At 45.2% G+C, this 24,601-nt stretch carries 19 protein-coding genes; 6 read left to right on the top strand and 13 right to left on the bottom strand.

All coding sequences use genetic code 11. The features are described 5' to 3' along the window. The first annotated feature begins 44 nt into the window (after positions 1-44). Entirely contained in the window at positions 45-2,375 is a 2,331-nt protein-coding gene (locus tag dnm_RS26625; protein WP_207679918.1) for an FAD-dependent oxidoreductase, read from the top strand. Continuing rightward, positions 2,287-3,042, top strand: coding sequence for a PIN domain-containing protein (locus dnm_RS26620; RefSeq protein WP_246556104.1), 756 nt, complete (start codon positions 2,287-2,289; stop codon positions 3,040-3,042). Before dnm_RS26625 ends, dnm_RS26620 begins: the two co-directional genes overlap by 89 nt. A gap of 327 nt (positions 3,043-3,369) precedes the next feature. Here the strand turns inward: dnm_RS26620 and dnm_RS26615 are convergent, their stop codons facing one another. Then, complete coding sequence (locus dnm_RS26615; protein WP_207679916.1) at positions 3,370-4,377, bottom strand: rod shape-determining protein; 1,008 nt, start codon at positions 4,375-4,377, stop codon at positions 3,370-3,372. Between the two features lie 557 nt (positions 4,378-4,934). On the opposite strand from dnm_RS26615, the gene dnm_RS26610 reads away from it, so the two are divergent. Both dnm_RS26610 and dnm_RS26605 read left to right on the top strand, forming a co-directional pair. Further along, positions 4,935-5,813: an MBL fold metallo-hydrolase gene (locus dnm_RS26610; RefSeq protein WP_207679915.1), complete on the top strand. Its 879-nt coding sequence runs from the start codon at positions 4,935-4,937 to the stop codon at positions 5,811-5,813. Positions 5,814-6,040: 227 nt separating this feature from the next. Further along, positions 6,041-6,286 carry a hypothetical protein gene (locus dnm_RS26605; protein WP_207679914.1) on the top strand — a complete coding sequence of 82 codons (246 nt, stop codon included), beginning with the start codon at positions 6,041-6,043 and terminating at the stop codon, positions 6,284-6,286. Positions 6,287-6,494: 208 nt separating this feature from the next. Here the strand turns inward: dnm_RS26605 and dnm_RS26600 are convergent, their stop codons facing one another. Continuing rightward, a complete protein-coding gene (locus dnm_RS26600) occupies positions 6,495-7,280 on the bottom strand; it encodes a carboxymuconolactone decarboxylase family protein (RefSeq protein ID WP_207679913.1) in 786 nt (261 codons plus the stop codon). Positions 7,281-7,829: 549 nt separating this feature from the next. Between dnm_RS26600 and dnm_RS26595 the strand changes: the two genes are divergently transcribed. Beyond that, positions 7,830-8,738, top strand: coding sequence for a LysR family transcriptional regulator (locus dnm_RS26595; protein WP_207679912.1), 909 nt, complete (start codon positions 7,830-7,832; stop codon positions 8,736-8,738). Positions 8,739-8,951: 213 nt separating this feature from the next. Here dnm_RS26595 and dnm_RS26590 read toward each other — a convergent pair whose 3' ends face one another. The 5 genes from dnm_RS26590 to dnm_RS26570 all read right to left on the bottom strand — a co-directional run bounded on the left by dnm_RS26590 (position 8,952) and on the right by dnm_RS26570 (position 17,866). Next, complete coding sequence (locus dnm_RS26590; RefSeq protein ID WP_207679911.1) at positions 8,952-12,404, bottom strand: chemotaxis protein CheA; 3,453 nt, start codon at positions 12,402-12,404, stop codon at positions 8,952-8,954. Positions 12,405-12,508: 104 nt separating this feature from the next. Beyond that, the gene (locus dnm_RS26585) at positions 12,509-13,159 is read right to left on the bottom strand and encodes a HAMP domain-containing protein (protein WP_207679910.1); all 651 of its coding nucleotides are present in this window, start codon (positions 13,157-13,159) and stop codon (positions 12,509-12,511) included. A 220-nt stretch (positions 13,160-13,379) separates the two neighbouring features. Then, complete coding sequence (locus dnm_RS26580; RefSeq protein ID WP_207679909.1) at positions 13,380-13,730, bottom strand: response regulator; 351 nt, start codon at positions 13,728-13,730, stop codon at positions 13,380-13,382. 702 nt (positions 13,731-14,432) lie between these two features. Continuing rightward, positions 14,433-14,945, bottom strand: coding sequence for a chemotaxis protein CheW (locus dnm_RS26575; RefSeq protein WP_207679908.1), 513 nt, complete (start codon positions 14,943-14,945; stop codon positions 14,433-14,435). Positions 14,946-15,364: 419 nt separating this feature from the next. Then, a complete protein-coding gene (locus dnm_RS26570) occupies positions 15,365-17,866 on the bottom strand; it encodes a methyl-accepting chemotaxis protein (protein ID WP_207679907.1) in 2,502 nt (833 codons plus the stop codon). 412 nt (positions 17,867-18,278) lie between these two features. Between dnm_RS26570 and dnm_RS26565 the strand changes: the two genes are divergently transcribed. Next, a complete protein-coding gene (locus dnm_RS26565) occupies positions 18,279-19,049 on the top strand; it encodes a type III pantothenate kinase (protein ID WP_207679906.1) in 771 nt (256 codons plus the stop codon). 47 nt (positions 19,050-19,096) lie between these two features. Here dnm_RS26565 and dnm_RS26560 read toward each other — a convergent pair whose 3' ends face one another. The 6 genes from dnm_RS26560 to dnm_RS26535 form a co-directional block, all read right to left on the bottom strand. Then, entirely contained in the window at positions 19,097-20,002 is a 906-nt protein-coding gene (locus dnm_RS26560; RefSeq protein ID WP_207679905.1) for an MBL fold metallo-hydrolase, read from the bottom strand. A gap of 147 nt (positions 20,003-20,149) precedes the next feature. After that, entirely contained in the window at positions 20,150-20,296 is a 147-nt protein-coding gene (locus tag dnm_RS26555) for a hypothetical protein (RefSeq protein WP_207679904.1), read from the bottom strand. A gap of 23 nt (positions 20,297-20,319) precedes the next feature. Then, positions 20,320-21,036 (bottom strand): hypothetical protein, encoded by a 717-nt coding sequence (locus dnm_RS26550; RefSeq protein ID WP_207679903.1) that lies wholly within the window; start codon positions 21,034-21,036, stop codon positions 20,320-20,322. A 13-nt stretch (positions 21,037-21,049) separates the two neighbouring features. After that, the gene (locus tag dnm_RS26545; protein WP_207679902.1) at positions 21,050-22,201 is read right to left on the bottom strand and encodes a type IV pilus twitching motility protein PilT; all 1,152 of its coding nucleotides are present in this window, start codon (positions 22,199-22,201) and stop codon (positions 21,050-21,052) included. A gap of 104 nt (positions 22,202-22,305) precedes the next feature. Then, positions 22,306-23,877 carry an HsdM family class I SAM-dependent methyltransferase gene (locus dnm_RS26540; RefSeq protein WP_207679901.1) on the bottom strand — a complete coding sequence of 524 codons (1,572 nt, stop codon included), beginning with the start codon at positions 23,875-23,877 and terminating at the stop codon, positions 22,306-22,308. A gap of 9 nt (positions 23,878-23,886) precedes the next feature. Then, a complete protein-coding gene (locus dnm_RS26535; protein ID WP_207679900.1) occupies positions 23,887-24,597 on the bottom strand; it encodes an AccI family restriction endonuclease in 711 nt (236 codons plus the stop codon). Positions 24,598-24,601: the final 4 nt, after the last annotated feature.

Here is a 24,601-nt window from a genome sequence, read left to right as displayed (position 1 = left end):
TATCAGTGAGAAGTGATAACTGATAACTGATTTGGAGAAACTGAATGAATAAAGAACAATATTACGTAATTTCAGGCAAAAGAAATGAAATACGTCTTGATTCCCGTGTTCTGGAGGAAAAAATTCAGGATGCTGTTGAACGGGGATACAGGCATCTGGAGGTTGAAGCTTTTGGTCAGCATGGCATCGGGGGGCGGCTTTGGAAAGCGAACAATCAGAATGTTTGTGTAAAAATAACGGGGCATTCAGGACAGCGCACGGGGTCCATGGGCTTTCCCAATACGTTTATAGATGTCTTCGGGCCGGCTTCCGATGATGTGGGATGGCTGAACGCGGGCGCAACCATTGTGGTTCACGGGAGCGCGGCAAACGGCGCGGCAAATGCCATGTCCCAGGGAAAAATTTATATTTCCGGAAATATCGGTGCCCGGGGAATGACCATGACCAAACATAATCCCCGTTTTGATCCTCCGGAACTCTGGGTCCTGGGGTCAGCCGGAGATTATTTTGGTGAATTCATGGCGGGCGGCATCGCGGTCATTTGCGGACATAAATCTCAGAATCCGAACAATGTCCTGGGGTATCGCCCTTTTGTGGGAATGGTGGGCGGTAAGGTTTTCTTCCGCGGTCCCCATGAGGGATTCAGCCAGAATGACGCGAAACTCATTCCCATCATGGACGAAGACTGGCTCTGGCTGTTAGAAAACCTCAGACGCTATCTGGAACGCATTGCCCAGCCCGAACTTTTTCAAAAGCTCTCAGATCGGAAAGAGTGGCAACTGCTGGCTGCCCGGACAGCCAGCGAAAAGATTTCCCGTCAGACCCGTTCCATGGCATCTTTCCGAGAACAAGTCTGGAACAAAGAACTTGGCAGGGGCGGACTGATTGGCGATCTGACCGATATGGACACAAGTCCCATCCCCCTCATTACCACAGGGGACTTACGACGTTTTGTGCCAGTGTGGGAAAATCGGAAATACATGGCCCCGTGTGAGGCAACCTGTCCCACGGGGATTCCGGTTCAGGAGCGATGGCGTCTCATACGGGAGGGCCGTGTGGATGAGGCGGTTGATCTCGCGCTTTCCTATACCCCTTTTCCCGCGTCAGTCTGCGGATATCTCTGCCCCAATCTCTGTATGCAGGCATGTACCCGGCAATCCGCATCCATGACGCCGGTTGACGTGACCCAGTTGGGAAAAGCAAGCATTCAGGCAGAGCTTCCGAGCCTCCCTCTGGAGAGCGGGAAACGTATTGCCATCATCGGCGGCGGCCCCGCAGGCATTTCCGTGGCCTGGCAGCTCCGCCAGAATGGGCATAAGGCAATCGTCTATGATATGGCAAAAAAGCTGGGCGGAAAAATAACGTCTGTAATTCCGGGGAGCCGTATTCCCGATGAAGTCATCTCAACAGAATTGGAAAGAATCAGAAAAGTCATTCCTCATGTTCATCTTCAGCAACGTCTTGAACGTCATGACGTGGAAAAGCTTCAGCAAGATTTTGATTTTATTGTTATCGCGGCAGGCGCGCAGAAACCCAGAATTCCCCCTGTTCCCGGAAACGAGCGAATGATACCTGCCCTTGAGTTTCTTTCACAGGCAAAAGCAAATAATATCCGGCCGGGAAAAAGAGTGGTCATCATCGGTGCGGGGAATGTGGGCTGCGACGTTGCCACGGAAGCTCACCGGCTCGGGGCCAAAGATATCACGCTTCTGGATATTCAGGAACCTTTGTCCTTTGGTCATGAAAGGGACGCGGCCGAGGCCGCGGGCGCGAAATTCAGATGGCCGGTATTTACCAAAGAAATCACCAAACAGGGCGTAAAACTTGATAGCGGCGAAATGTTGCCTGCGGATACGGTTGTCATCTCCATCGGAGATGCCCCGGATATTGAATTTCTTCCGGAAAATGTGGAAACTGAACGGGGATTTGTCAAAGTAAACGAATATTATCAGACCACGGATCCCAAGGTTTTCGCTATCGGAGATGTGGTCAGACCGGGACTTCTGACAGATGCCATCGGGGCCGGCCGCAAAGCGGCCCGGGCCATTATGGACATTTTTAAAAGCGGACGCCCCTCAGACCATCGCCGTGAGATGATTGACCGCGCCCGGGTGACACTGGAATATTTTGATCCGAGGATAACGGAATTTAACGATATGGATCACTGCGGGTCACAATGTTCGTCTTGCGGCACATGCAGGGATTGCAGTTTGTGTGTGACGGTGTGTCCTCAGTCAGCAATCAGCAGACAGGAGACGGAAAACGGTGAATTCAGATATGATGTGGATGAAACAAGATGCATCGGGTGCGGATTCTGTGCGCAGGCTTGTCCGTGCGGTGTCTGGAATCTTATGGAAAACGAGCCGATGGATTGAATTGAAGTTATGCGAAAATCAACGTTCAAGCGCATTACTGATTGATATTGACAACTGTCCGAATCAGATTGAGGAACTGCCCCGGACCCTCGGCGATTTTTCAAAAATCATCGGGTGTTACGGCGGCAGTGATCCCAAAGTTCACCTGAGTCTGATCCCGCTTCTTGCTTCGGCCATGAGCGAAGGCAAATTGGAAATTGTGCGAATGAAGAAGAATGGGAAGAATGCCGCGGATTTCGGGCTGGCGTTCTGGGCGGGAAAACTGGCGGCTGAAATGCCCCCGGACACGGAGTTTCTTATTTTTTCCCAGGATTCTGATTTGGATTATGTGGCTGAAATGCTGCGAAGCGCAGATCGTAAAGTGAAGCGCATTAACGGCAGAGCTGCGAGTGTTACAACCAAGTCCGATTCAGGAGCCAAAGGGAAGATCAGAAAACCCCCGGTTCGTTTATCAAACAAAGACGCGGTTGAGAAATACTTTTCAACGTGTTTGCAAACCGCAAAAAACCGTCCTGCAAAGAAAATAGCGTTATCCAACAGTATTAAATCCTTTTGCAGAGGACAGGGCGAAGTCAGGCCGGAAACCATTTTGCGGAACCTGATCAAACAGGGCGTTGTTGTCATTGATGAACAGGAACGCGTTTCATATCCTCGCAAACTGAAATAATTGAAAATTGAGAATTGAGAATTGAGAATTAGGATATCTCCGGTGTTCAGTTCTCATCCCTTGATTTTATAAAATCCGGAAGCACGACAGTGGCCGTCTGTTAAGGATTAAAGTGGGTTCATATTCATCCAATCTCTACCAGAGAAATCTCCGCGGCACCTGAGCGCAATAAATCTGATGGGTAAAAGACCTCCGAGATTTTGAAAACCTCGGAGGCCTTCACCCTTAACGATTTCTGATGATAATGGATTCAGGGGAGGCGGCCAAAGTCTGTAAGTTTTTTATTTTTTTGATTTAAAACATTAATTCTTTTATAACACCGGATAATTATATCTTTTCCCAATATTCTTCGGGCATTTCCATGCACATTTTTAATGCGCCGATGCTTCCGCAGTATTCCGCGTCCTGTACTGTCGCGGCGTTTCCTCCGCCATAGACCTGAAGACTTTTCTCTATGGCCCGGTCTATCCCTTTCAGACGGGACCCGCCCCCTGCGATAATAATGTTGTTACGAAGCTTCTCCTGAAAATCCGGATCAAATGTGCCAACAAGTTTCTGTATGGCCTCACAGATCGGATGAGTGAGTTTTAAACACGATTCCCTGAGAATTTCTGTAATATCATACTCAGAGGGAATCCCATTTTCTGTGAGAGGGACTTTCACTGGCTCTGAAACATCAGAAACATAACCATACTTCTCTTTTATACGTCTTATAATCCGGGGGGTGAGCTGCACATCAGGAAATTTTTCGAGAATAGCTTTTGTAATCTTGTCATCAAGATAATTTCCCGCGATTTTAAGCGTCATCTGATCTGCTTCATCAGGAATGGCCCCGTGCATCCGGCATAAGTCCGTGGTTCCGCCGCCGATATCCACAATCAGGGTTTCATCAAACCTGTCAATGGAATATGCGACTGCAAAGGGTTCGCTGACAATGAGAATTTTATCAATAAAATCTTCGGTGATATCAATAATCGCCCGCTTGTTATTGAAACTGGCCTGGGCCGGAACACCGATGGCCGCATATATTTCATCCGCTTCCTGCTTATCAGAAAGCGCCTCCGCGATGATGTGTCTGAGAATAAGCCCTGTGGCCTCGGTTGCTCTTTCATCCGCACGAATCACCCCTTCGGCAAGGGGCCAGACCATATTGAGACCCAGCCGGTTGTCCAATGCTTCTTCTCCGAGGAGATATGCTTTGCCAAATCGTTTTTTTGATATGATATCTTTCGGATATCCCACGCAAGTTGTCGCGGACAACCGTTTGCCTGTTGACGTGGCAATGGATGTCCGACTTGTTCCCAGATCAATTCCGACATAAAATATATTCGACATAATATTTCTCCAAAATATTAAAAAAATCCCGAACCAGGAAATGAGTTACCCGGCTGTGTTCAGCTAGTTGTAAGGGATTTCACTTTTGTAAAAAAACATTTTTCTCCTCCTACTGAAGGGGGTCGCCTGTTCTTTTCCATCAGGACCCGGAAAGGCAACTGTCAGCAGATCGAAAAAGTTTTTAGTTCCGCCCTGATGCGGTCTCTGCTGACGATTTATAAAAGCCCACGACCTGTCGGTTGCAATGCAACATGAAAGTTTTACATTTTTTTCAACACTTAACACCTGACACTTTTATATAAACGGGCATGAACTGCCGGTCACAACGAATGATGAAAGTTTCACTGTTTTTCCTAACACTTAACACTTAACACCTGACACTTTCATATAAATTTTGTGGCAAATTCTTTTCTGTTCTGTTATAAATCTTTTAACTGTCAGTGCTGAGACACTCTGTCGTCTCAGAGGAACGCATTTTTGATCTGCTAATTTTCATTCAAAACGATAATCTTAACATCTAAAAGAGAATGGTATTCAGACACCATTTTTAAGGAGAAATGTCAACAATGAAAATGACCATTACCATATTAGCTGAGAATACTGTCAGCAAATCCGGATTGATCGGGGAACATGGTTTCAGCGTTTTAATTGAGAGAGGGGATGAAAAATACCTGTTTGACACCAGTCCCGGCGCGTCACTTCCCCATAATATCAAACGATTAGACAAAAATTTAAACGGTCTGAACAAAATCATCATCAGTCACGGCCACTATGACCACACCGGTGGGCTTAAGTGGGCAATTGAACAGACAGGTGAGATAGAAGTCGTGGCGCATCCGGATATGTTTTGCGAACACATGGCATTGAAAAATAAATTCGAATTTCAAAATTCGAATTTCAAAATGCCTGTTGACGAAGTTCCCCGGTATGTCGGTTGTCCACATACCCGGAAGGAATTGGAAGGTCTGGGGGCCTGTTTTAATTTTATTGATCATACCCATGAAATTGCCCCGGGTCTTTGGTTTATCACCGACACGGAACGGGACCCCGAACTGGTTCCGAATGACTTCCGGCTCGTCATACCCGAGGGAGAGTATTTTGCTCCGGATTTGATTAAAGATGACGCCACATTGCTCATTGAGGGAGAAAAATCGCCGATTCTGATTCTGGGATGTGCGCATTCCGGAATTCTGAATATCCTGAATTATGTCCGAGAGGAAATGAAAATCTCCGAACTCACTGCTGTCATGGGCGGGACCCATCTTATGTATTCGGAAACAAAAGATATTCCCCGTATCATAGACACGCTTGAAGGTTTTTCCATTGATCTGATCGGCGTGTCTCACTGTACCGGCATGAAAGCGGCTGTTGAACTGGCAAAACATTTTGGAGATCGTTTTGAGATGGCTTCGGCCGGAACTGTTTTTAATTTCTGATACGCTTTTCTCTCGTTACGAGGCTCTGCCTTACAAGCAAGGAGTCTCCCTGCCAAGCCCCGTAAGGACGGCATATTTATAACAAATCTGTTGCGAATATGCCGCCCCCGCGGGCTTGGCAGGGGGCATGCAAACCTGCTGCTACAAATATGCCGACCTTACAGGGCCTGATCGCCCCTCCCCTAAATCTGTTATAATCAGATTTTTTCCACGGCAGACTGGCAGCCGTGACCATTGTGACAATGATCTGCGGCCACGCCTCATGGTACGCATACAGGTATCTGAAAAAAGCGGCGAGTTTTCACAAGGTGATCAGCTGGCTGATGCGGAAGGACCGTCTGGCGAAGGCGATTCGCACAGGCCGTCTCGGAAAACTTTTCGAGGAGCTGGGAAGAGTTATGTCAAAGCGCCTTTGCAAACAAAAAAAAGGAAAACTACGCGTCAGCTTTTGGAGGAAAGAATACCATATATGAAGAGCTTTCCGCCCGACGAATCCGGTAATGCGAATAATGATCCAATTTTTATTTAAAAAAATTTTTAGCTTGATGCGTATGCGACAAAAGCCCCGCAGGGGCGGCATATTTGCAGAAGTCAATCGAAACAGCTTCTGTCCTCTTTATATAATTGAACTTCTGACTCAACCCAAAGGAGCCGCACCCAAATGATTTTCACACTCCGGGGTTATTTCCGGTTTGCCTCAAAGATTTCACGAGCGGCAATCAGCCCGTTTATCGCCGATGGAAAGCCCGAATATACGGCCATCTGCATGATCAGCTCAACAATTTCTTCCCGGGTGCATCCGACATTCAGGGCCACCTGCACATGGAGCTTAAACTGCCGAGTCATGGTTCCTCTGGCGACGCAGACAGCGAGAATTGCAATTTCTTTCAGCTTCAAAGGAAGTCCTTCACGTGAAATCACATCTCCGTAAGAAAAGTTAATGATAAATTCCGCCATATCCGGAGCAATGTCCGCGAGGCTGTCAAATACCTTTTTACCGGAATCATGGCTCACGGCCGCCAAGGTTCTGAGACCGCGCTCGCGTCTTGACTCTTCTCCGGAGGATGCTTTTTGTTCTTGTTTTACTGTGATGCCCCGGGTTTCAAAGACCTCTTTGGCCGCCGCGATACCGTTCAGACCGGCAGGAAAACCGGAGAATACAGTGGTGGCATACATAATTTCAACGATTTCTTCGGGACTGCATCCCACATTGAGTGCGGCATTGATGTGAAAAAGGAGCTGAGGTTCCGCATTTCCCATGGCTGTCAGGGCGGCAATTGTGGCGATCTGTCTGCATTTGAGATCAAGCCCCGGACGACTGTAAATATCACCATAAGCAAATTCAACGATGAAGCGTTCCATATCCGGTGCAATATCATTAAGGCTCCGGCATACTTTTTCCGCCCCGGCCGCATCAAGCAATTTTAAGTGGTCCCATCCTGTTTTATAACGTTCGCTTTTATCCATTTTTTTCTCCTGTAAGTACCTGATCAAAAGTTTTTTATCCATTTTTTTTCTGCGAGCGGCGGAGAAACCCGGCTTTTTCCTTCAGGGTCAGTGAATCATTCCGGAAAAAAAGCCGGGTTTCTTCCCCGGGCAAATATCAAAAACTCTGATTATAACGGATTCGGGGGAGGCCCGCGAATATGACATCGGATTTAAGGATTTACCGGATATTCCGGGCAGGGACATCCGTCTCATCCTCCTGTCCGCTGTCATATTGCCCGATACCGCGGAAAAAACCCCGGGCCTCCCCAAAATCCGTTACAATCAGCAAAAACTCATGGGGTACTTATAATTCATCCTCAGCAAATCGAAAAGTTTCCGGGCTGTGCGCAGGACAGCGGAAAAACCCGTTTTTTTTCCGTTCCTCCTGCCTGCCCCGCGGGGGCCTGAAAACCTTTTTGATCTGCTGATGCTCGGTAAGGTTCTGTTTCATCTTTTATCAGCAGAACAGATTAAAAATATAGAAAAAGAACAAAAATATGTCAAATATATTTTCATAGCATGACTGATATGATACAGATACTGATTATGGAACTAAAACAATTACAATATTTCGTTACAGTAGCAGAGGAATTGCGTTCCAGGCGGGCCGAGAAGCGCGTGCATATCTTCCGGACGCCCCTGGGTATGCAGATTCGCAACCTTGAAGATGAGCTTGGAGTCCAGCTTTTTTACCGGACCAGCCGATCTCTCAAACTGACCGAGATCGGATACATCTTTCTTGAGGAGGCGAAATTGATTCTTGAAAAAATAAAAACAGCGACAGAAATGGTCAGAAGCACGGCCAAGGGAAATACAGGCAGAATAGCAGCAGGATTTGCAGGGCCGGCCATGGACGCCTTCCTTCCGGGAGCGGTTCGGGAATTTCGGAGACTTTACCCGCGAGTGACTCTCTCACTGAATGAACTCAGCACGAACGCCCAGTTTGATGCCCTGCATTCTGGCAGAATACAGGTGGGCTTCATGCGCCTGTTTCATCATGATATCGGAACACTCAGGGCCCGGGTATTAATAAGGGAACCTTATGTGCTGGCCCTGCCATATGATCATCCGCTGGCTGAAAAACAGCGTGTGTCACTGGCGAACCTTAAAGATATCCCCGTGATCATATATCCCCGAAATATTCAGCCGGAACTTTATGACGGTATTATTGCAAGCTGTGAAGTCGCCGGGTTCACTCCCAACATCACCCAGGAAGCAGTGACAAAGCAAACCTCCATTGCACTGGTGGCCGCAGGGATAGGCATCGCATTTGTTCCTGCATCTTCGGCAAACCTCCGCCGGCCAGGCGTGGTATATCGTCCTGTTGCCGACGAACTTCCGAAAGTGGAAATTTCAATGGTCTGGCAAAAAGAGAAAGCAACACCTTTGCTCGGACGTTTTCTTGAGGTGATGAGGAGGTATGAAAGGATTGAATAGTTGCTGACACCCGATGATCGGTATTTTTACAGTCAGGGAAAAGCGTTGTCGCTTGGGAGTGCCAAACTTACAGTCTGGCAAAAAAGTCGGTTTTCAGGCATATCTTTCCGACGATAATCCCGAGGAGTGCAAAAACAGAGCAGACGCGGATCCTTTGCACTCCTCTGAACTTATGGTTAAAAAAATGAGTTTTCTCCTGCATCGCGGGCTGTGCTAATGGATTGTCCCATGTTCATGCGCGTCTAAAAGAACACTGTGCCGGTCCGTCCCTCCTAAAGCAGATATGTCTCCTTTCTTTTTTTCCTGTCTGCTAATGGAGATATTAATGAGCTCATAAACATCCAAAATCAGAGATATCCGCCCGTCCCCCAGAATTGTGGCCCCGGAGAAGCCGCTGTTTTCCTGTAAATAATCCACAAGCGGTTTTATCACTGTTTCCTCCTGGCCGATCAGGGCGTCCACCACAAGCCCCATCCGCCTCATGCCTGTGTTGACAACAACCACAAACGCCTTATGGGCATCCTGGGTTTCCGGATCAATATTGAATATCTCTGATAATCGGAGTAAGGACAGGGTGCTGTCACGAAGATGAATCACCTCAACCCCCTCGATCATGGAAATGTCATGTTCAAAAATCCGAAGCGTCTCCTCGACCGCGGCAAGGGGAATAGTAAAAATATCAGAGCCGACTCTCACCAGCAAGGCCTGAATAATTGCCAGGGTCAGCGGAATTTTTATGCGAAAGCGTGTGCCCACGCCTGCTTTCGAGTCGATTTCTATGGTTCCGTTCAGCTTTTCCACATTTTTTTTCACCACATCCATGCCCACACCGCGGCCCGATGTCTTGCTGACCTGAGTCGTGGTGGAGAAACCGGGCTTCATAATGACGCTCATCAGTTCCCTGGGAGCCATCCGATCCAGTTCATCCTGGGAGAAAAAATTTTTTTCCAGAGCTTTCTGCTTTATAAGTTCCAGATCAATTCCTCTTCCGTCGTCTGAGATTTCGATGACCACATGATTGCTTTCATGGTAAGATTCAAGTTTTAATATGCATTCTTCGGGCTTGCCTGATTTCCGACGCTTTTCAGTTGTTTCGCATCCGTGATCAACCGCGTTTCGAATAATATGAATAAGGGGGTCAGATATCTCCTCAATCACCATTTTATCCAGCTCGGTCTCTTCTCCGACAATTTCCAGACGGACTTTCTTTTTTTGATTTGTGTTATGAACAAGGTCTCGTACCAGCCTGGGATATCGGTTGAACAACTGTGCAATGGGCAGCATTCTTACCTTCATCACCCCTTCCTGCAATTCATTTGCCACCCGGCCCAGCGCCACAGTCGCCTCACTGAGCTTGAACGTGAGGGACCGGACCGGCTTCATTTCTCTCTGATCCAGACCGATATTTTCGTGCAGATGGCGCTGTAATTCTTTCATTTCTCTGTATAACTGGGAGAACCATGCGCGGCTCACAACCAGTTCTCCCACCTGATTCATGAGGGAATCTATCTTTCCCGCATCCACCCGGAGGCTGTGTTTCAGAACTTTCTCTGTCGGAGGTGCTGTAAAATCAGTTTTCCGGACACGGGCTTCTCCGTCTGTCTGAACCGTTTCAGCAAGACCCGTCTCTTTTTCAATGATTTCAGAAATAAGCAGAGGATCCGAGCCTGAAATCTTTTCTCGGGGTGCTTCGGGAACAACCCGGACTTCAGTTTCTGCTTTCGGAATTTCAATCTCCGCAGTTGAATCAGAGAGTTTGGCTTCCAAATCTCCCTGATAAAGTTCGGGATCGGATTCAGGGGATTCCGCCAGTTCTGCCACTGAATCAAAAACATCATCCAGCTCATCAAAAAGCCCCTGATAATCAGGAGCATCGTCCGGTTCTTCTTCTGCTTCCATTTTGGGAACATCCGCATAAGACAAGTCATCTTTTTCGATTTCATCCGGAATTTCGGTCGGAAACAAATGTTCTTCTCCCTCATCAGCCAAGGCTTCCGCAGCGGTCAGATCGTCTGTTTCAGCCTGGCCAGAATCTTTGGTTTTCGAAACATCCGCAGAAGACAAATCATCTTTTTCGATTTCATCCAGAATTCCGGGCGGGAACAAACTTTCCTCTCCCTCATCAGCAGCATCTTCAGCTTTCGAAACATCCGCAGAAGACAAATCATCTTTTTCGATTTCATCCAGAATTCCGGGAGGGAATAAAATTTCTTCTTCTGTATCACCCGGGGCTTCTGGAGAAGACATCTCTGTTTCAGAGGTCTCAGGAGGAGATAATTCCGTGTTTTCAAGTGCCGGGAGATCAGAAGATAATACCTCATCTTTCTGATCACCATCAGATAGCCCTTTGTCCTCCTGAACAGTCTCTGTTTCAGGGGACACAGGTTTTAAATCTGCTCCTATATCGTATTTGGGAAAGCGTCTTACGATTTGGTCAATATAGACCATCATGCCCGATTCTATGTCCGGCCCTGTGAAATAGCCAAAAGAAATTTCCTCTCCCAGGGACAGCTTCTCCTGAATGACTTTAATATCTTCAGTCCACTGATCATAAATTCGGACAAGCTTTTTATAATCCATATAGTTGGCCGAAGAACGAAGGCTGTTAATATATATGAGACTTTGGTCAAGGATTTCCGTTTTATTCTCTGAACGGCCCAGCTCGCCAATTTGGACGTTTAACAAAGACAGATTGTCTTTCATATGCTGGAGGAATATATCAAACAACTCATCGTCATATTCTTCTTCATACGTCTCATCATCCCCGATTTCTGTTTGCGCTTCTCCGTCCCAAAAATCGGGGGACACCGCGTCGGTTTCCTCTGGTTCGATTCTGTTTTCCTGAGACACTGCCTCAGATGTCGGTTCTTCAATATATGATTCCGGAAGTAAGAACCTCATAAAACGATGCAAATCAGCAAGCATATCATTTGCATCATCGGGAAAGGAAAGAACCATAGCCTGATTTCTCAGGTTCTCAAGATTTTTTGTAAGATCATCCCTTCCCGTACACTCTGATATTTGAATAAACTGTCTGATAATATCAATGACCCGAGTCTTTTTTTCATCATTGATATCGCCCCGGCCCATCTCGTATAAAATCACTTTAAGATCATCGTAATATTGACTAGCCTTCTCCATGTCAATATCATGACAGACCTGTTCATCCACCGGCGTTTTCGGGGGAGTAACTGCTTCGTCTGCAACGCCGGTGGCCGCTGAGAATTCCGTTTCCCCATTTTTTTCAACTAACTGACCATATTCCTGATTTTTTACTTCTTCGTCACTTGCTTTGGCAGACAGCTGGTCAATGCGTTCAATCAGATCTCCGATTTCTGTTTTTTCTGTCTGTGTGCGTTCCAGATCATCACTCAGCATGGCGATGCGATCTCTTGAATCAATGAGTATGTCAATGATCTCTCTGTCCGGAGACATCCCCCCGTGCCGGAGGATTTCCAACAGATTTTCCAGCTTGTGGGAAAGACCGGCGATTTTTTCCATCCCCAGATATTCGGCGATCCCTTTAATTGTATGGGCTGATCTGAAGATATCATTAAGAACTTCCTGGTTGCCAGGTTCTTCTTCCAACTGAAGCAGATTGGTTTCCATTTCTTCAAGAAGCTCTTCAGCTTCGGCAATAAAATCTTGAAGCAGTGATAAATCCATTGTGATATTCTCCTTAATTTGAGACTTGAAACTTAAAACTCGAAACTTGAAACTTGAAATTAATACTTATTCGGGCACGGGTTCAGTGTTTCGAGTTTTAAGTTTCAAGTTTCAACTATTTTCCCATCCTTGAGCCGGATATCATAAAATGCGTCAAATGACTGCACCATGTCCTGCATATCTTCGATATTCTCTCGCACGGATTGCACATCTTCCTGAAGTTGCAAAGGAATACCGGAGGAACAATCCTCAGTTGGCCGGCTTTTCTGAGAACGAATGATTTCATCAATTTGATCAAGAATCGCTTTTGAACAGGTGGTGTGACTCCAGATATGAAGCAGGATTTCCTGCAAATTCATCGCAAGATCATTAATTCGTTCTCCGATTTTACCAATTTCATCATGGGTTCGGACAGGAATTATTTCATCCAAACGGCCGTCCGCCATTTTTTTGGCTGCTTTTGCCATGTCGTCCAACGGTTTCATAATATTGCGAATGAAAAAAAACATTGTGAAAATGACAAATAATAATACTACAGCCATTACGAATATCATATGATTCCGCAAACGGGTCAGAATGAGGATGACTCCGGACATGTCAAAATTATGCTGTTCATGTTCAGATAACTGGCTGGTAATGCTTATCGAGATTTCCTGATACAGATGATCATTTCCCAGCTCGAAAATTATATATCCGCTTACGGACAAAAGTACAAAAATAAACAGTAAAAAAACGATCAGTAATTTTTTTTTCATTATATAGAAAATTATAAAATCGTATTCAGACCTTCGAGATTTCAGAAAATTCGGAAGTCTTCACAGGTTTTTATTTTCAGTAAAACGGCCTTTCTTCGTTCCCGAAATGCTTTTCCCCCGTTCCCGCAATGTTTCCCTATCATTTCCACGCTTCATGTGGAAACGAGATCAGGCAAATTGCGAGATCGTCGGAGGTTTTTACCTGAATAACAATAAGTTATCAGCTTCTAAGAAGGGTCAGTATTTCTTTTGTCTTATGTTTGCTGAGATACCCCAGCGCTCCGAGACGTTTTGCGTTATCGCTGTATCTTTCCTTGTCCAGATTGGAAAGAAAGATAATCTGGGCATTGTTGTCATATGTTCGAATATATTCGGCAGCCGTGAAACCATCCATTTCGCGCATGGTGATATCCATAGTTACGACATCCGGATTTAAAGACCGGTAAAGTTTCACAGCTTCCCTGCCGTTTTTTGCCTCTCCGACAATCGTATGACCTCCGGATTCCAGATTTTTTCTCACCATTTTCCTCATTATGGAAGAATCGTCAACAATCAGAATACGCTTACCCATTTTCCCCCCTTGCAATTTCGTTTACTCGTTCCCAGGCTCCGCCTGGGAACGCATACCCCAAGGCTCTGCCTTGCGTGGCATTTCACAAGAATCATCGGTCGTACTAACATATACGAGGCAGAGCCTCTGAAGACGCGTTCCCAGGCGGAGCCTGGGAACGAGAGTAAAGGCTCTGCCTCGCGTGGCATTTCACAAGAATCATCGGTCGTACTAACATATACGAGGCAGAGCCTCTGAAGACGCATTCCCAGGCGGAGCCTGGGAACGAGAGTAAAGGCTCTGCCTTGCGTGGCATTTCACAAGAATCATCGGTCGTACTAACATATACGAGGCAGAGCCTCTGAAGACGCATTCCCAGGCGGAGCCTGGGAACGAGAGTAAAGGCTCTGCCTCGCGTGGCATTTCACAAGAATCATCGGTCGTACTAACATATACGAGGCAGAGCCTCTGAAGACGCATTCCCAGGCGGAGCCTGGGAACGAGAGTAAAGGCTCTGCCTCGCGTGGCATTTCACAAGAATCATCGGTCGTACTAACATATACGAGGCAGAGCCTCTGAAGACGCGTTCCCAGGCGGAGCCTGGGAACGAGAGTAAAGGCTCTGCCTCGCGTGGCATTTCACAAGAATCATCGGTCGTACTAACATATACGAGGCAGAGCCTCTGAAGACGCGTTCCCAGGCGGAGCCTGGGAACGAGAGTCCTCAGTCTTCATCAAAGTCTTTGAGTTTTTTTATTTCTTTTATTTGCAAAATTCTGCTGAAATCCAACAGGATGAGAAGACCGTTTTCAATCTCGCACACCCCATGAATATATTGGCTTTTTAATCCTGCCACAACAATATCAGGTGGTGGCTCAATGGTCTTTGTCTGTATTTTAAGCACCTTTGTGACTGAATCCACAATAAAACCGGTGACCCGCTCATCCACATTAATAATAAGAATCCAGGTTGCTGATCCTTCTTCCTTTTTTTTCAGGGGCAGATTAAGCCGTTTGCGCAGGTCTATGACCGGTATGATACTTCCCCGCAGATTGATGACCCCTTCAATGAAATCCGGAGAATTCGGGACAGCAGTGATAGAAGCCGACCGGATGATCTCCTGTACCGAAAGGATATCAACCCCAAATTGTTCCTTACCGATGACAAAGCCCACCAACTGCATGACCTGATCTTTTTCAGACGGCTCCGCCCTCTGGTTTAAATAAGCTTGATCCATATCAGAAGCTCTCCTTAAAATTTGTGTCAGGTGTCAGGGTGTTAGGTGTTAGGTGTTAGGTGTTAGGTGGGCTGTCTAAATCAGCTAATTTTCTTTGCCCGCTTTTTGGATTATCTTCTGAATCGTGCCTTTCGACAGGCTCAGGGCACGGCGGCTGCCGTTCGCTGAACCTGCCGAAGCGAACCCGGGACAAAAATCGGGTAAAAAATAATGGTAAAAAACGGCATTTTTAGACACCCCAGGTGTTAGGTGTTAGGTGTTAGGTGTCAGGAAAAATAAAATTGTTGACACCTGACGCCTGCACCGGACACCCGCACTTAACACTTAACACCTAACACTTAACACCTAACACCTAACACTTAACACCTGACACTTAACACCTAACACCTGACACTTAACACCTAACACCTAACACCCTTTTATTTTTTCACAAGCTTTTTTTCAGCGTCGCCAGAATGTTTGAACTGGCTTACCTCTCTGGCGAGTGATTGCGACAGTGTCTGTAGTTCTTTTGAAATGCCTACAACCCTGCCCGCGCCTTCCACTGTTGAACGTGACCCCTCGACGTGTCTTGCGGCGATTCCGGACGCATTTTTCGATCTTTCAGCCTGAAGATCGGTCATTTGTTCCATCTCTCCGGTACGTTTGACAATTGTCTGCATTTCATCACTGACAGAGGCAGCGCCTTTGTCAGCTTCTGTAACCAGTTCAACAATGGTCTGGGCATTCTGTTCCACCACTGAGAGGGCCTTTTGCGCTGCTTCACGACGAGCACCCTGCTGTCCGGCATGAGATGCGATTTCCTGGGCAAGTGTGTTAAGTTCCTGCATCATGCTGTGGATGTTGCGGGTCCCTTTGGTAAGGATATCCGAGGTTCTGGAAATTTCTTCAATGGCCTGCATGTTGACCTCACCGCCCTGGGCGATTTTCTGCAAGGCAAATGCGGACTGATCTGTAAGATTTGTTCCTTCGGTAACACGGGTTGCGGAATCTTTAATCAGCTGGGTGATCTCCTTGGCAGCTTCGGAGGAACGCTGGGCAAGTTTTCCGACTTCATCCGCGACCACGGCAAATCCTTTACCATGAGCGCCTGCGCGGGCCGCCTCAATGGCAGCATTAAGCGCAAGCAGGTTGGTCTGCTCTGCAATTTCAGTGATTACGGAAATGATCTCTGAAATCTGATCCGAAGATTCGGCAATGGCCCGCATACCTTCAACGGTCGCGTTGACTGACAATGTTCCTTCATTTGCAGCCTCCAAAACCTGTCTTCCATGCTCTGTGGACCGAACCGCAATCTGGGTCATTTCTTCCACAGCCCTTGCAAATTCATCAACAGCCGCGGTTACTTTTGCCACTGCTTCACCCTGTTTTCCTGCCGTAGCCACAACAATAGCACCGGTTTCACCCATGGCGACAACCCGGTCCGTGGCAACCGCCACCTCATTGGCCTGGCCTTTGGAAGCATCTTCCACTTTATCCAATGCTTCCACAAACTCTCCGATATGCTGACTGGACAAATTTGCAGCATCCCTCTGAGCGTAGGAGGCTTTCTGAACTTCACCCGCAGTGGCTCCCATTGCTTTGAGTATCTTTTCTGATTCTATGACTTCTTTTTCCTGATTTTCAGCACGTTCTCTGTTGGCAGAGGCACGCTGGAACACTTCACTGGCGTTTTCATCTATTTTTCGGGCGCTGTCATCCACCATGACGAAGGCATTATTCAGGACTCGCATCAGTGCGTTGACCTCCGCGGCCATATTACCGATCTCATCCTCATATTCAATGGGAATTTCAAGGGTGAAATCTCGTTCTGTGGCAATCTTGTTGATCATTACTGCAATACGGGTAATCGGCCCGGCAAGCAGGTTTGCCATAAACAATGCAAGAACAACGACCAGTACAATGGTCATTATTGCAATAAAGAAAGCTGTCCGTTCCATCTCGGCAACGGGTATCATTGCCTCTTCCAAATCAATACTTGTAAGAATCGCCTCTTTTATCCCCAATATTTCAAACGGCTGATAAGCACAGATGACCTCGACACCTCGGTAATCTTTTGCAATTATAATTCCTGTTTCCCCTCTTGCAGCGCGTCTCACAGGTTCGGTATCCACTTTTTGTTTAAGAATCGTACTCTGAGAAGAGAACCGGGAATCAGAACGCATAAGAAGATCGCCAAGGTTGACCATGTATGATTCACCTGTTTCTCCCAGCCCCTGGCGTTCCTGGAGAATTTTATTCATTTCCTCATAAGGAAGCTGAAAAGCAAGAATACCCACATGGGTTCCGCCTGCCAGAATCGGAGATGCAATGAATACCTCCACATTGTTGGCTGGCTGGTAAAACTCAAAAAGACCCAGTTCCACATAGGCTGCGGGGGCTCGTTTGACCTTTTGAAAAAGTTTTGCCAAGTTGGAATTGGAATAAGGACCTGACGTAAGATTTGTGAAGATATCCGCACGCCTGGCCGCAGTCAACAAGATATTACCATCATTGTCAATTAAATGAATATCATGTAATCCGTAATTTTCCGCAAACTGTTTGAAAGTGGGTTCTGCTTCCCGATATGCCTTATGAAAAGGGGATTCTGAATAAATATCTCCGATAGCCGCGCGTGCGCCTGTTTCTCCCAATTCTCTGAACAATGGGGCCAGCTTCTGAGCAGCATCAGCGACCCGACGGGTTCCGGCCAGATATCTTGCCTCTGTTCCCATTTGTTCGAACCAGTCAGAAATATGCGCCACGCGAGAATCCCGGATGGCCTGAACCCTGTTTTTAAAACCCTCAGTAATCGCCTCTGCCGAAGAGCTGTTCAGAAGATAGGTAACAACAATGATGGGCACAAGACTGAGCAAAAGGGCAAAAATAAGAAGCTTGAACTTGAGATTAAGATTGCCAAACCATGACCATAATCCTTTCATTTTTTCCTGGTCTCCTTTCTTGTTAAATTCTCTATAACGGTCATGACTCTGCGTTCGCAACGAAACATAAAAAGCCCAGAGTCTTTTGTGACACTTAACACTTAACACTTAACACTTAACACTTAACACTTAACACTTAACACTTAACACCTGACACTTTCTTAAAAAACAGTGTTGACAATCACCTGCCTCATCAAATATGCTGACATATTGTTTCTGTTTGAAATATTCTTTAGGGAAGAAAATTCAGGTGAAAAATGATACACTCAATAAGTGTTATTTACTAATCCATATTGAAATATCATGCAAGGAAAAAAGCCAACCCTTTGACATATCATTATGATGATATAATCAAAACATACCTTCAGACAAGCTTTTTTGCAAAAACCTTTACAATCAGGGAATGTTAATTATGCTCTTTGTTATTGATGTCGGAAACACAAACACCGTAATGGGTATCTATGATGGCAAACAGATGGTGAAAGACTGGCGAATACGCACAGAAAGGAATTCAACAGAAGATGAGTTTTATGTCCTTGCAACATCTCTTTTCGCAGGAAGCAGCATGAGTTCCGAAGATGTTCACAAGACAATCATTTCCTGTGTTGTCCCGCCCATGATGAGCATTTTAGATTCTTTCTGTCGTAAATATCTGAACCATGAGCCGTACTGGGTTGACGCCAAAACTGTCGCGGGAATGCCAATACGTTACAGCAATCCCGCTGAAGTGGGGGCAGACCGGATTGTCAATGCTGTTGCCGCGTATGATAAATATAAAGCCAGCCTTGTTGTAATAGATTTTGGCACTGCCACAACTTTTGACGCGATTTCGGAAAAAGGGGAATATCTTGGCGGAGCCATCAGTCCCGGAATTATGATCGCCTCCGAAGCGCTGTTCAAAAATGCCTCCAAGCTGCCCAGAGTTGAAATTTTTTCAGCCCCTGAAAAAGTGATTGGCAAAGATACCGCGGGAAGTATAAAAGCCGGTATTATTTATGGATATGCAGGTCTTGTTGACGGGATAGTCCGCCGCATGGGCGTGGAAATGAAAACCTCTCCCCGAATTATTGCAACAGGGGGACTTGCGCCGCTCATGGCGAATGTTTGCGAGACCATTGAAATCGTGGATTCCACCCTTACCCTGGAAGGACTCCGCATTATTTATGAAAAAATGAGGACATAAGGAATTGAGAATTGAGAATTGAGAGTTACAGATCTGTTTCTCACTTCTCACTTCTCTTTTTCTTTAAGGTATCCTATGAAGCCTCGTATGCTGTTGCGGAAAAAAAAGCGTTCCCGCTCCTGAGCTTGGGGATCCATTTCATTCCATCCGGCAAGCAGCGGGTCCTTTCTTAGCAGCAGTTTCATACAGTGTTCCACAAGATTCTGTCCCTGATCAAACTGCATCTGTCTCCGAATAATATCAGCCCATTCAACTAATTGGCGTTTGTGAATTTTAAGAAGCTGAGGGGTTTTTCTTGTGGCACCGAAATGACCATAGCAAAGGAGGTCATGGGGAACAGCCATCAGTGTATCTATGCTTAGGATGCTTGTTTCCAGAAAAAATCGGGGGGGCGTGGCCGGTCTTAAACAGAAAGTGCCGTCAGGAAGTTCACTGTAACATCCGCCTGCCTCGCCTGCAAAAAGATAGGAACCAATGAGATAGCTGACGTGATGGGGCGCATGTCCCGGAGTCATAAAACACTTGATTCCGTGATCATGAAACTGAGCAGCATCACGAAGCAACGCTCCCGGGACAGCCCGGATGGGTCCGTAGCTTCGGGCAACATCACCGAGGGTTTTCACGCTTCCTTTCCACAGGCGGGAGGGATCGCTAAGATGAGGGATACCGGAATTATGGCAAACAACAGGTGTGTCAGGGAACCGGGAGACAAGGTCTCCGATTCCTCCGGCGTGATCAATATGGATATGGGTCAGAAGTATCGCATCAAGTGATTTTACGCCCACAGATTCCAAAGCCCTGATGAGCAGGGGGACAGTCGCGGCAGGTCCGACATCCACCAAAAACGTCTTTTCGCCCTTATAAAGCCACGAGCCGATAAAAGAACCGAATCCGGGAATATCCTGATCCAGCGGGATAAGTGAGAGTCCGGGGGCAATTTCAATAATATTCATATTAAATTTTCCAAAATAAAATGTTGAGTCCGTTGTATTTTTTCAGATATATTTTATTGTTATCTGAGACCTTAAACGGACATGACCCTGCGGTCACAATGAAACATGACAGCGGCTGTCAGAATTTTTCACTTCTCACTTCCGCAATTAATCAAGTCCCATTTTTTCCTCAAGCTTCCGGATTTCCGAAAGAATGGCACGTCTTTCTTCTTCGCTCAGATCTTCCTGATTCAGTCGTCTTTCCAAGCCCAGAAGAATCATTTCTGTTCGATAGTCAGTGCAGGTATATTCCATATCAAATTCAGTCCTTTTCGATTTTAACCTTTTATCTTTTTCAGTGATTCTTTGTAAACCCGATAAAAAGCGTCATTGTCGTTCACACCGCGTCTGAGGACCTTCTCCATATTATTAATGTCCTTAGCGTTGATAATAAGATTGACGCTCTTATTGAACGCCATCATATTGTCCATGGTGCGGAACCGTTCGGAAATAAGCGCAATAAACATATCACGCCGCGTGACCATAGGGAGCTGTTCCAGATGCTTGAGAACATGGTTCACATCCGGATCCCGGGTACCGAATCGTTCATTTAGCAGCACAAGGTCAAAGTCATGAAAGCGCATTTGCTTGAGAGCATCCCGGTGGGTCGCCGGCTCTGATGTGTGGTATTCCATTTTTTCCAATACAGCCTTGATGTTAGCCCTTACAGCCGCGTCTCCCTCACACAAGAGAGCGGTTTTCGTTCCTTCTTCCAGGAAATCAAACGGATTACCTGATGAAGCATCATCGTCACCATTGGCATCATCGTCATCCGGGGGCGGCTCAGAGGGGGGCGGCTCCGGGGGAGGAGCCGTTTTTTCAGCTTTGACCGGAGGTTGCTTATCCGGTGAAGCATCTGCAGGTTCTTTCCTGACCGAGATTTTATTTTTGCATTTAGGACAGGGAACTGTGAAAACCTTTCCTTCGGGAATTTTTTCAAGCTTTTTATCAGGGATATTGAATTTATTTTGGCACTTATCACATACAACATCCATAAATTATTCTCTCCTATGACATATCCATTTCCAGATTTTCAATATCAGTGGTGGCCTCACCGCGCTTACTTTTGACCATATCAACTCCCCGGCCCACAATTCCCTTACGCGAACAGTAAGCCAGAGCCGTCTCCTCAGTGATAAGCCCTTTTTCGTACAACTCTATCATATGATCATCAAAGGTGACCATGCCGAAGCTTTTGCTCGCCTGCTGGATCTCGTAATACGTCTTTCCTTCGGACTCTCCGTTCAGGATCGTGTCTCTGATCCGCATATTGCTTCCGATGATATCAAAAGCCGCCACTCTTCCGCCTCCCACCTTGGGAAGAAGTCTCTGGCATACAATCCAGCGAATCGTACCTGCAAGCCGGATGCGTATTTGTTTCTCTTCTTCTATACTGAACATACCGAGGATACGGTCAATGCTTTGGCCCGCGTCCACTGTATGAAGCGTGCTTACGACAAGATGGCCGGTTTCAGCAGCGCTGAGACCGATATCCACTGTTTCCCTGTCACGCATCTCACCGATGAGAATCACTTTGGGTCCCTGGCGGAGGGCAGCCCTGAGACCGCTGGCAAAGGTATCAAAATCATTTCCCATTTCCCGTTGATTAAATGTTGCCTTTTTATGCGGATGCGAAAATTCCACAGGATCCTCAAGGGTCACGATATGGGCTGCTTTGGTCTCGTTCATTTCATTGAGAACCGCGGCCAAAGATGTTGATTTTCCGCTTCCTGTGGATCCCGTGACAAAAATAATACCGTTTTTTTCCTGGGCCATTTTATAAAACGGTTCAGGAAGATTCAGGTCTTTACAGCTGGGAATTTTGGTTGAAAGCTGCCGGAGAACAATGGAGTATTTGCTCCGCTGGGAAAAAATATTCACCCGGAAACGGGCCTTGCCCGGAAGCGCATAAGCCGAGTCGCAGGAGCCTTCTTTCAAAAGCGTCTCTGTGAGGCGGCGGTCCCCGTTCACCAGGTTCAGCGAGAAAATTTCGGTTTGAAAGGGTGTCAGTTCTTCAAAAGGCGGATCCAGATCAACTCCCACGAGCTGACCCGCGCTCTCCACCTGAAACGGCTTGCCCACAGTAATGTTCAGATCGGACACACTGCTGTAGGCATCCAGCATCCTGGTAAGAATAAAGTCAATTTCCTGTTTTCTCATAACACCTCCGTCACTGAAGCGTTGTCAGTGAAGCATTGTGTCAGTTGTCAGCTAACGATAAATCCACCGGCGCAGGCTTTTTTCACGTCCGCTACAGCGCCGGTTCATTTTTTGTAAACCTTTTTTAAAACTTCATTTATGTTTTCAACATATTCTGTATTTTCGACATTATTAATTATTGATTCTCTGTATTGTGCATATAAATTTAAAATGCGTTTTTTTAATTTGTTGTCTAATACTGACAAATCTAACATCAGCGCATTATTCAAATCATTCGGCTCAAATTTTTTTAGCCCGTCTCCGTATTCCCGTCTGTTATCATTAAAAATCTGTTTTGCAATATCTGTTAACAAATATGCAAACAGCAGATCCGTCTCAACATTGCTGAACAGATTGCTGACCGGATATATACAATGAAAAGCTGTCAGATTACTTATTTTTGCCTCATTACGAACAAATTTTATTCCATTTCTGTTAAACACACCTGCCCATATGGGGGCGGGCGGTCTGTTTTCAAGCAAATACCAGGGGTTTCTTTTTGATGTCAGATATTTTTGATGAATACCTGCCTGCAAGCCAATGTCAATGTAACGCAGAACATTTTCATCTGTTATTTTTTTTCCGGCATTAAATAAATAAATATTGGCATTCTTTTTTTTAAGTCTTTCAAAGTGTTCCGAAGTAAATAAAGATGTGTCCGTATCTTTTGATTTGGTTATACAGGGTAATAAAAAATTTTCATTAATTGAATATTTTTTTGCTTTTTCCTTGTTAAATGCGAAATAGTCATTTGCGCCTGTTGCAATTCCCCGAACTACTTTTGCCATGTCTTTAAAAGGAATTAAATTTTTATACTCCTGGCTTCGTTGTCTCTGGTAATATGTTCTCCATTTAATATTGGGATTCAGAACTTTTTTATCTATTGTATTTTTTCCAATTGTATTTGGATATTCATTAATAATCGTTGATATTTCATTTAGTTGTCTGATATCATTTATTTTGGAAAAACAAATATGTTTGTCATTTTTATCTTTTGCAAGTAAAACAATTGCACTTGTGGTCAGAGCGTCATCAAAAACATTCTGTTTAAAATCAAAAATTATAATGTGTCTTAATGTATTTGATGTTAATAAATATTTTTTTACATATTTTCCATAATCAGAATTAAGAAATTCATAAGGAACGATATAAGCAATCCGACCCTTTTCATTTAGCTGGTATATTGATTTCAGAAGAAACAGTGTATAAATATTTGTAAAACCGCTTAAATTTATTTTTAATTTATTTCTGATTTTCTCTAATGCGCTTTTGTTCTGATAATCATGGAATTTAAAATATGGCGGATTGCAGACGATTGCATCATATTTGGTATCCCAATCATTGAAAATATAATCTTCCAACAACAAATTTACATTTGAAAAATCATTGAAATTTTGTTTTGCGATTTCAAAAATTACAGGGTCAACATCAAATCCTGTAATCTGAATTCTCTTCTGATTCTTCAAAAATAACCTTGAAAAAACACCCAGTCCGAATGCCGGTTCAAGCAGTGAGGATATCTTATCATTCCCTAAAAGCCAATTTACCATTATCTGAGCAATGGGTTCCGGCGTGAAAAACTGAGCGAATTTTTTACGATGCGCCAAAGGAACTTTTTGGGAGTATGTTTTCTCCAAAGTCATCTCTTAAAAATCCTCAATATTTAAAAGTGATTTCAGACTGTGAATATCCAAATATGCTGTTCCTTTTTCAAAAGTGACATAGAAAAGTAATCTTCCCCGTCCCATTTCCCGCCTGACACTGTTATGTTCTGGTTCAATTATTTTATAAGCGACCTGTGTTGTTTTTCGGGTATTTATTTTTATTGTTGTCTTATTCTGATTCTTAATATCTTTGCTAATCTCGTAATATTCACCTTCCTTTTCAGGGTCAGCTACTAAGGATAATATATTTTTGAAAGAAATGCCGTAAGATTTGTCAAAGAATACCTGAAAATAATAATGCGGGACATTAAACTTTTCAGTCCATTTATAAACAACTTTAATATCTTCCACTTTGGGGGTAATGCTTAAATAATCTCTTTTTTGAACAATCGTAATGTGTTCTTTCAAGTCTTTAAAAAGCAAAGACAATTCGGACAATCTGTCTGTCGCATACCAACTGGGTCGTCTGAAATTTATCGCATTTATTGTATCTTTATTCAGACCGTTTAATATTTCAATAAAATGTTTCTTCTTAGGGTGTTCTAACAAATCTGAATATTCCGATAATATCTTGTCTTTTATTTCTATTGCCTTATCAAGATGTATTGTCGTTCTGTTTTGCATTTCTTCTTCATATTTATCAATAAGAAACGCGCCGGAACGAATTTCTAAACCTGCAATAGCTTTTGTCATAACC

Source organism: Desulfonema magnum (assembly GCF_017377395.1).
In the GTDB taxonomy this organism is placed as follows: Bacteria; Desulfobacterota; Desulfobacteria; order Desulfobacterales; family 4be13; genus Desulfonema_C; species Desulfonema_C magnum.
Note: the sequence above shows the minus strand (reverse complement) of the source record. Positions and strands in the feature narration are given on the sequence as shown.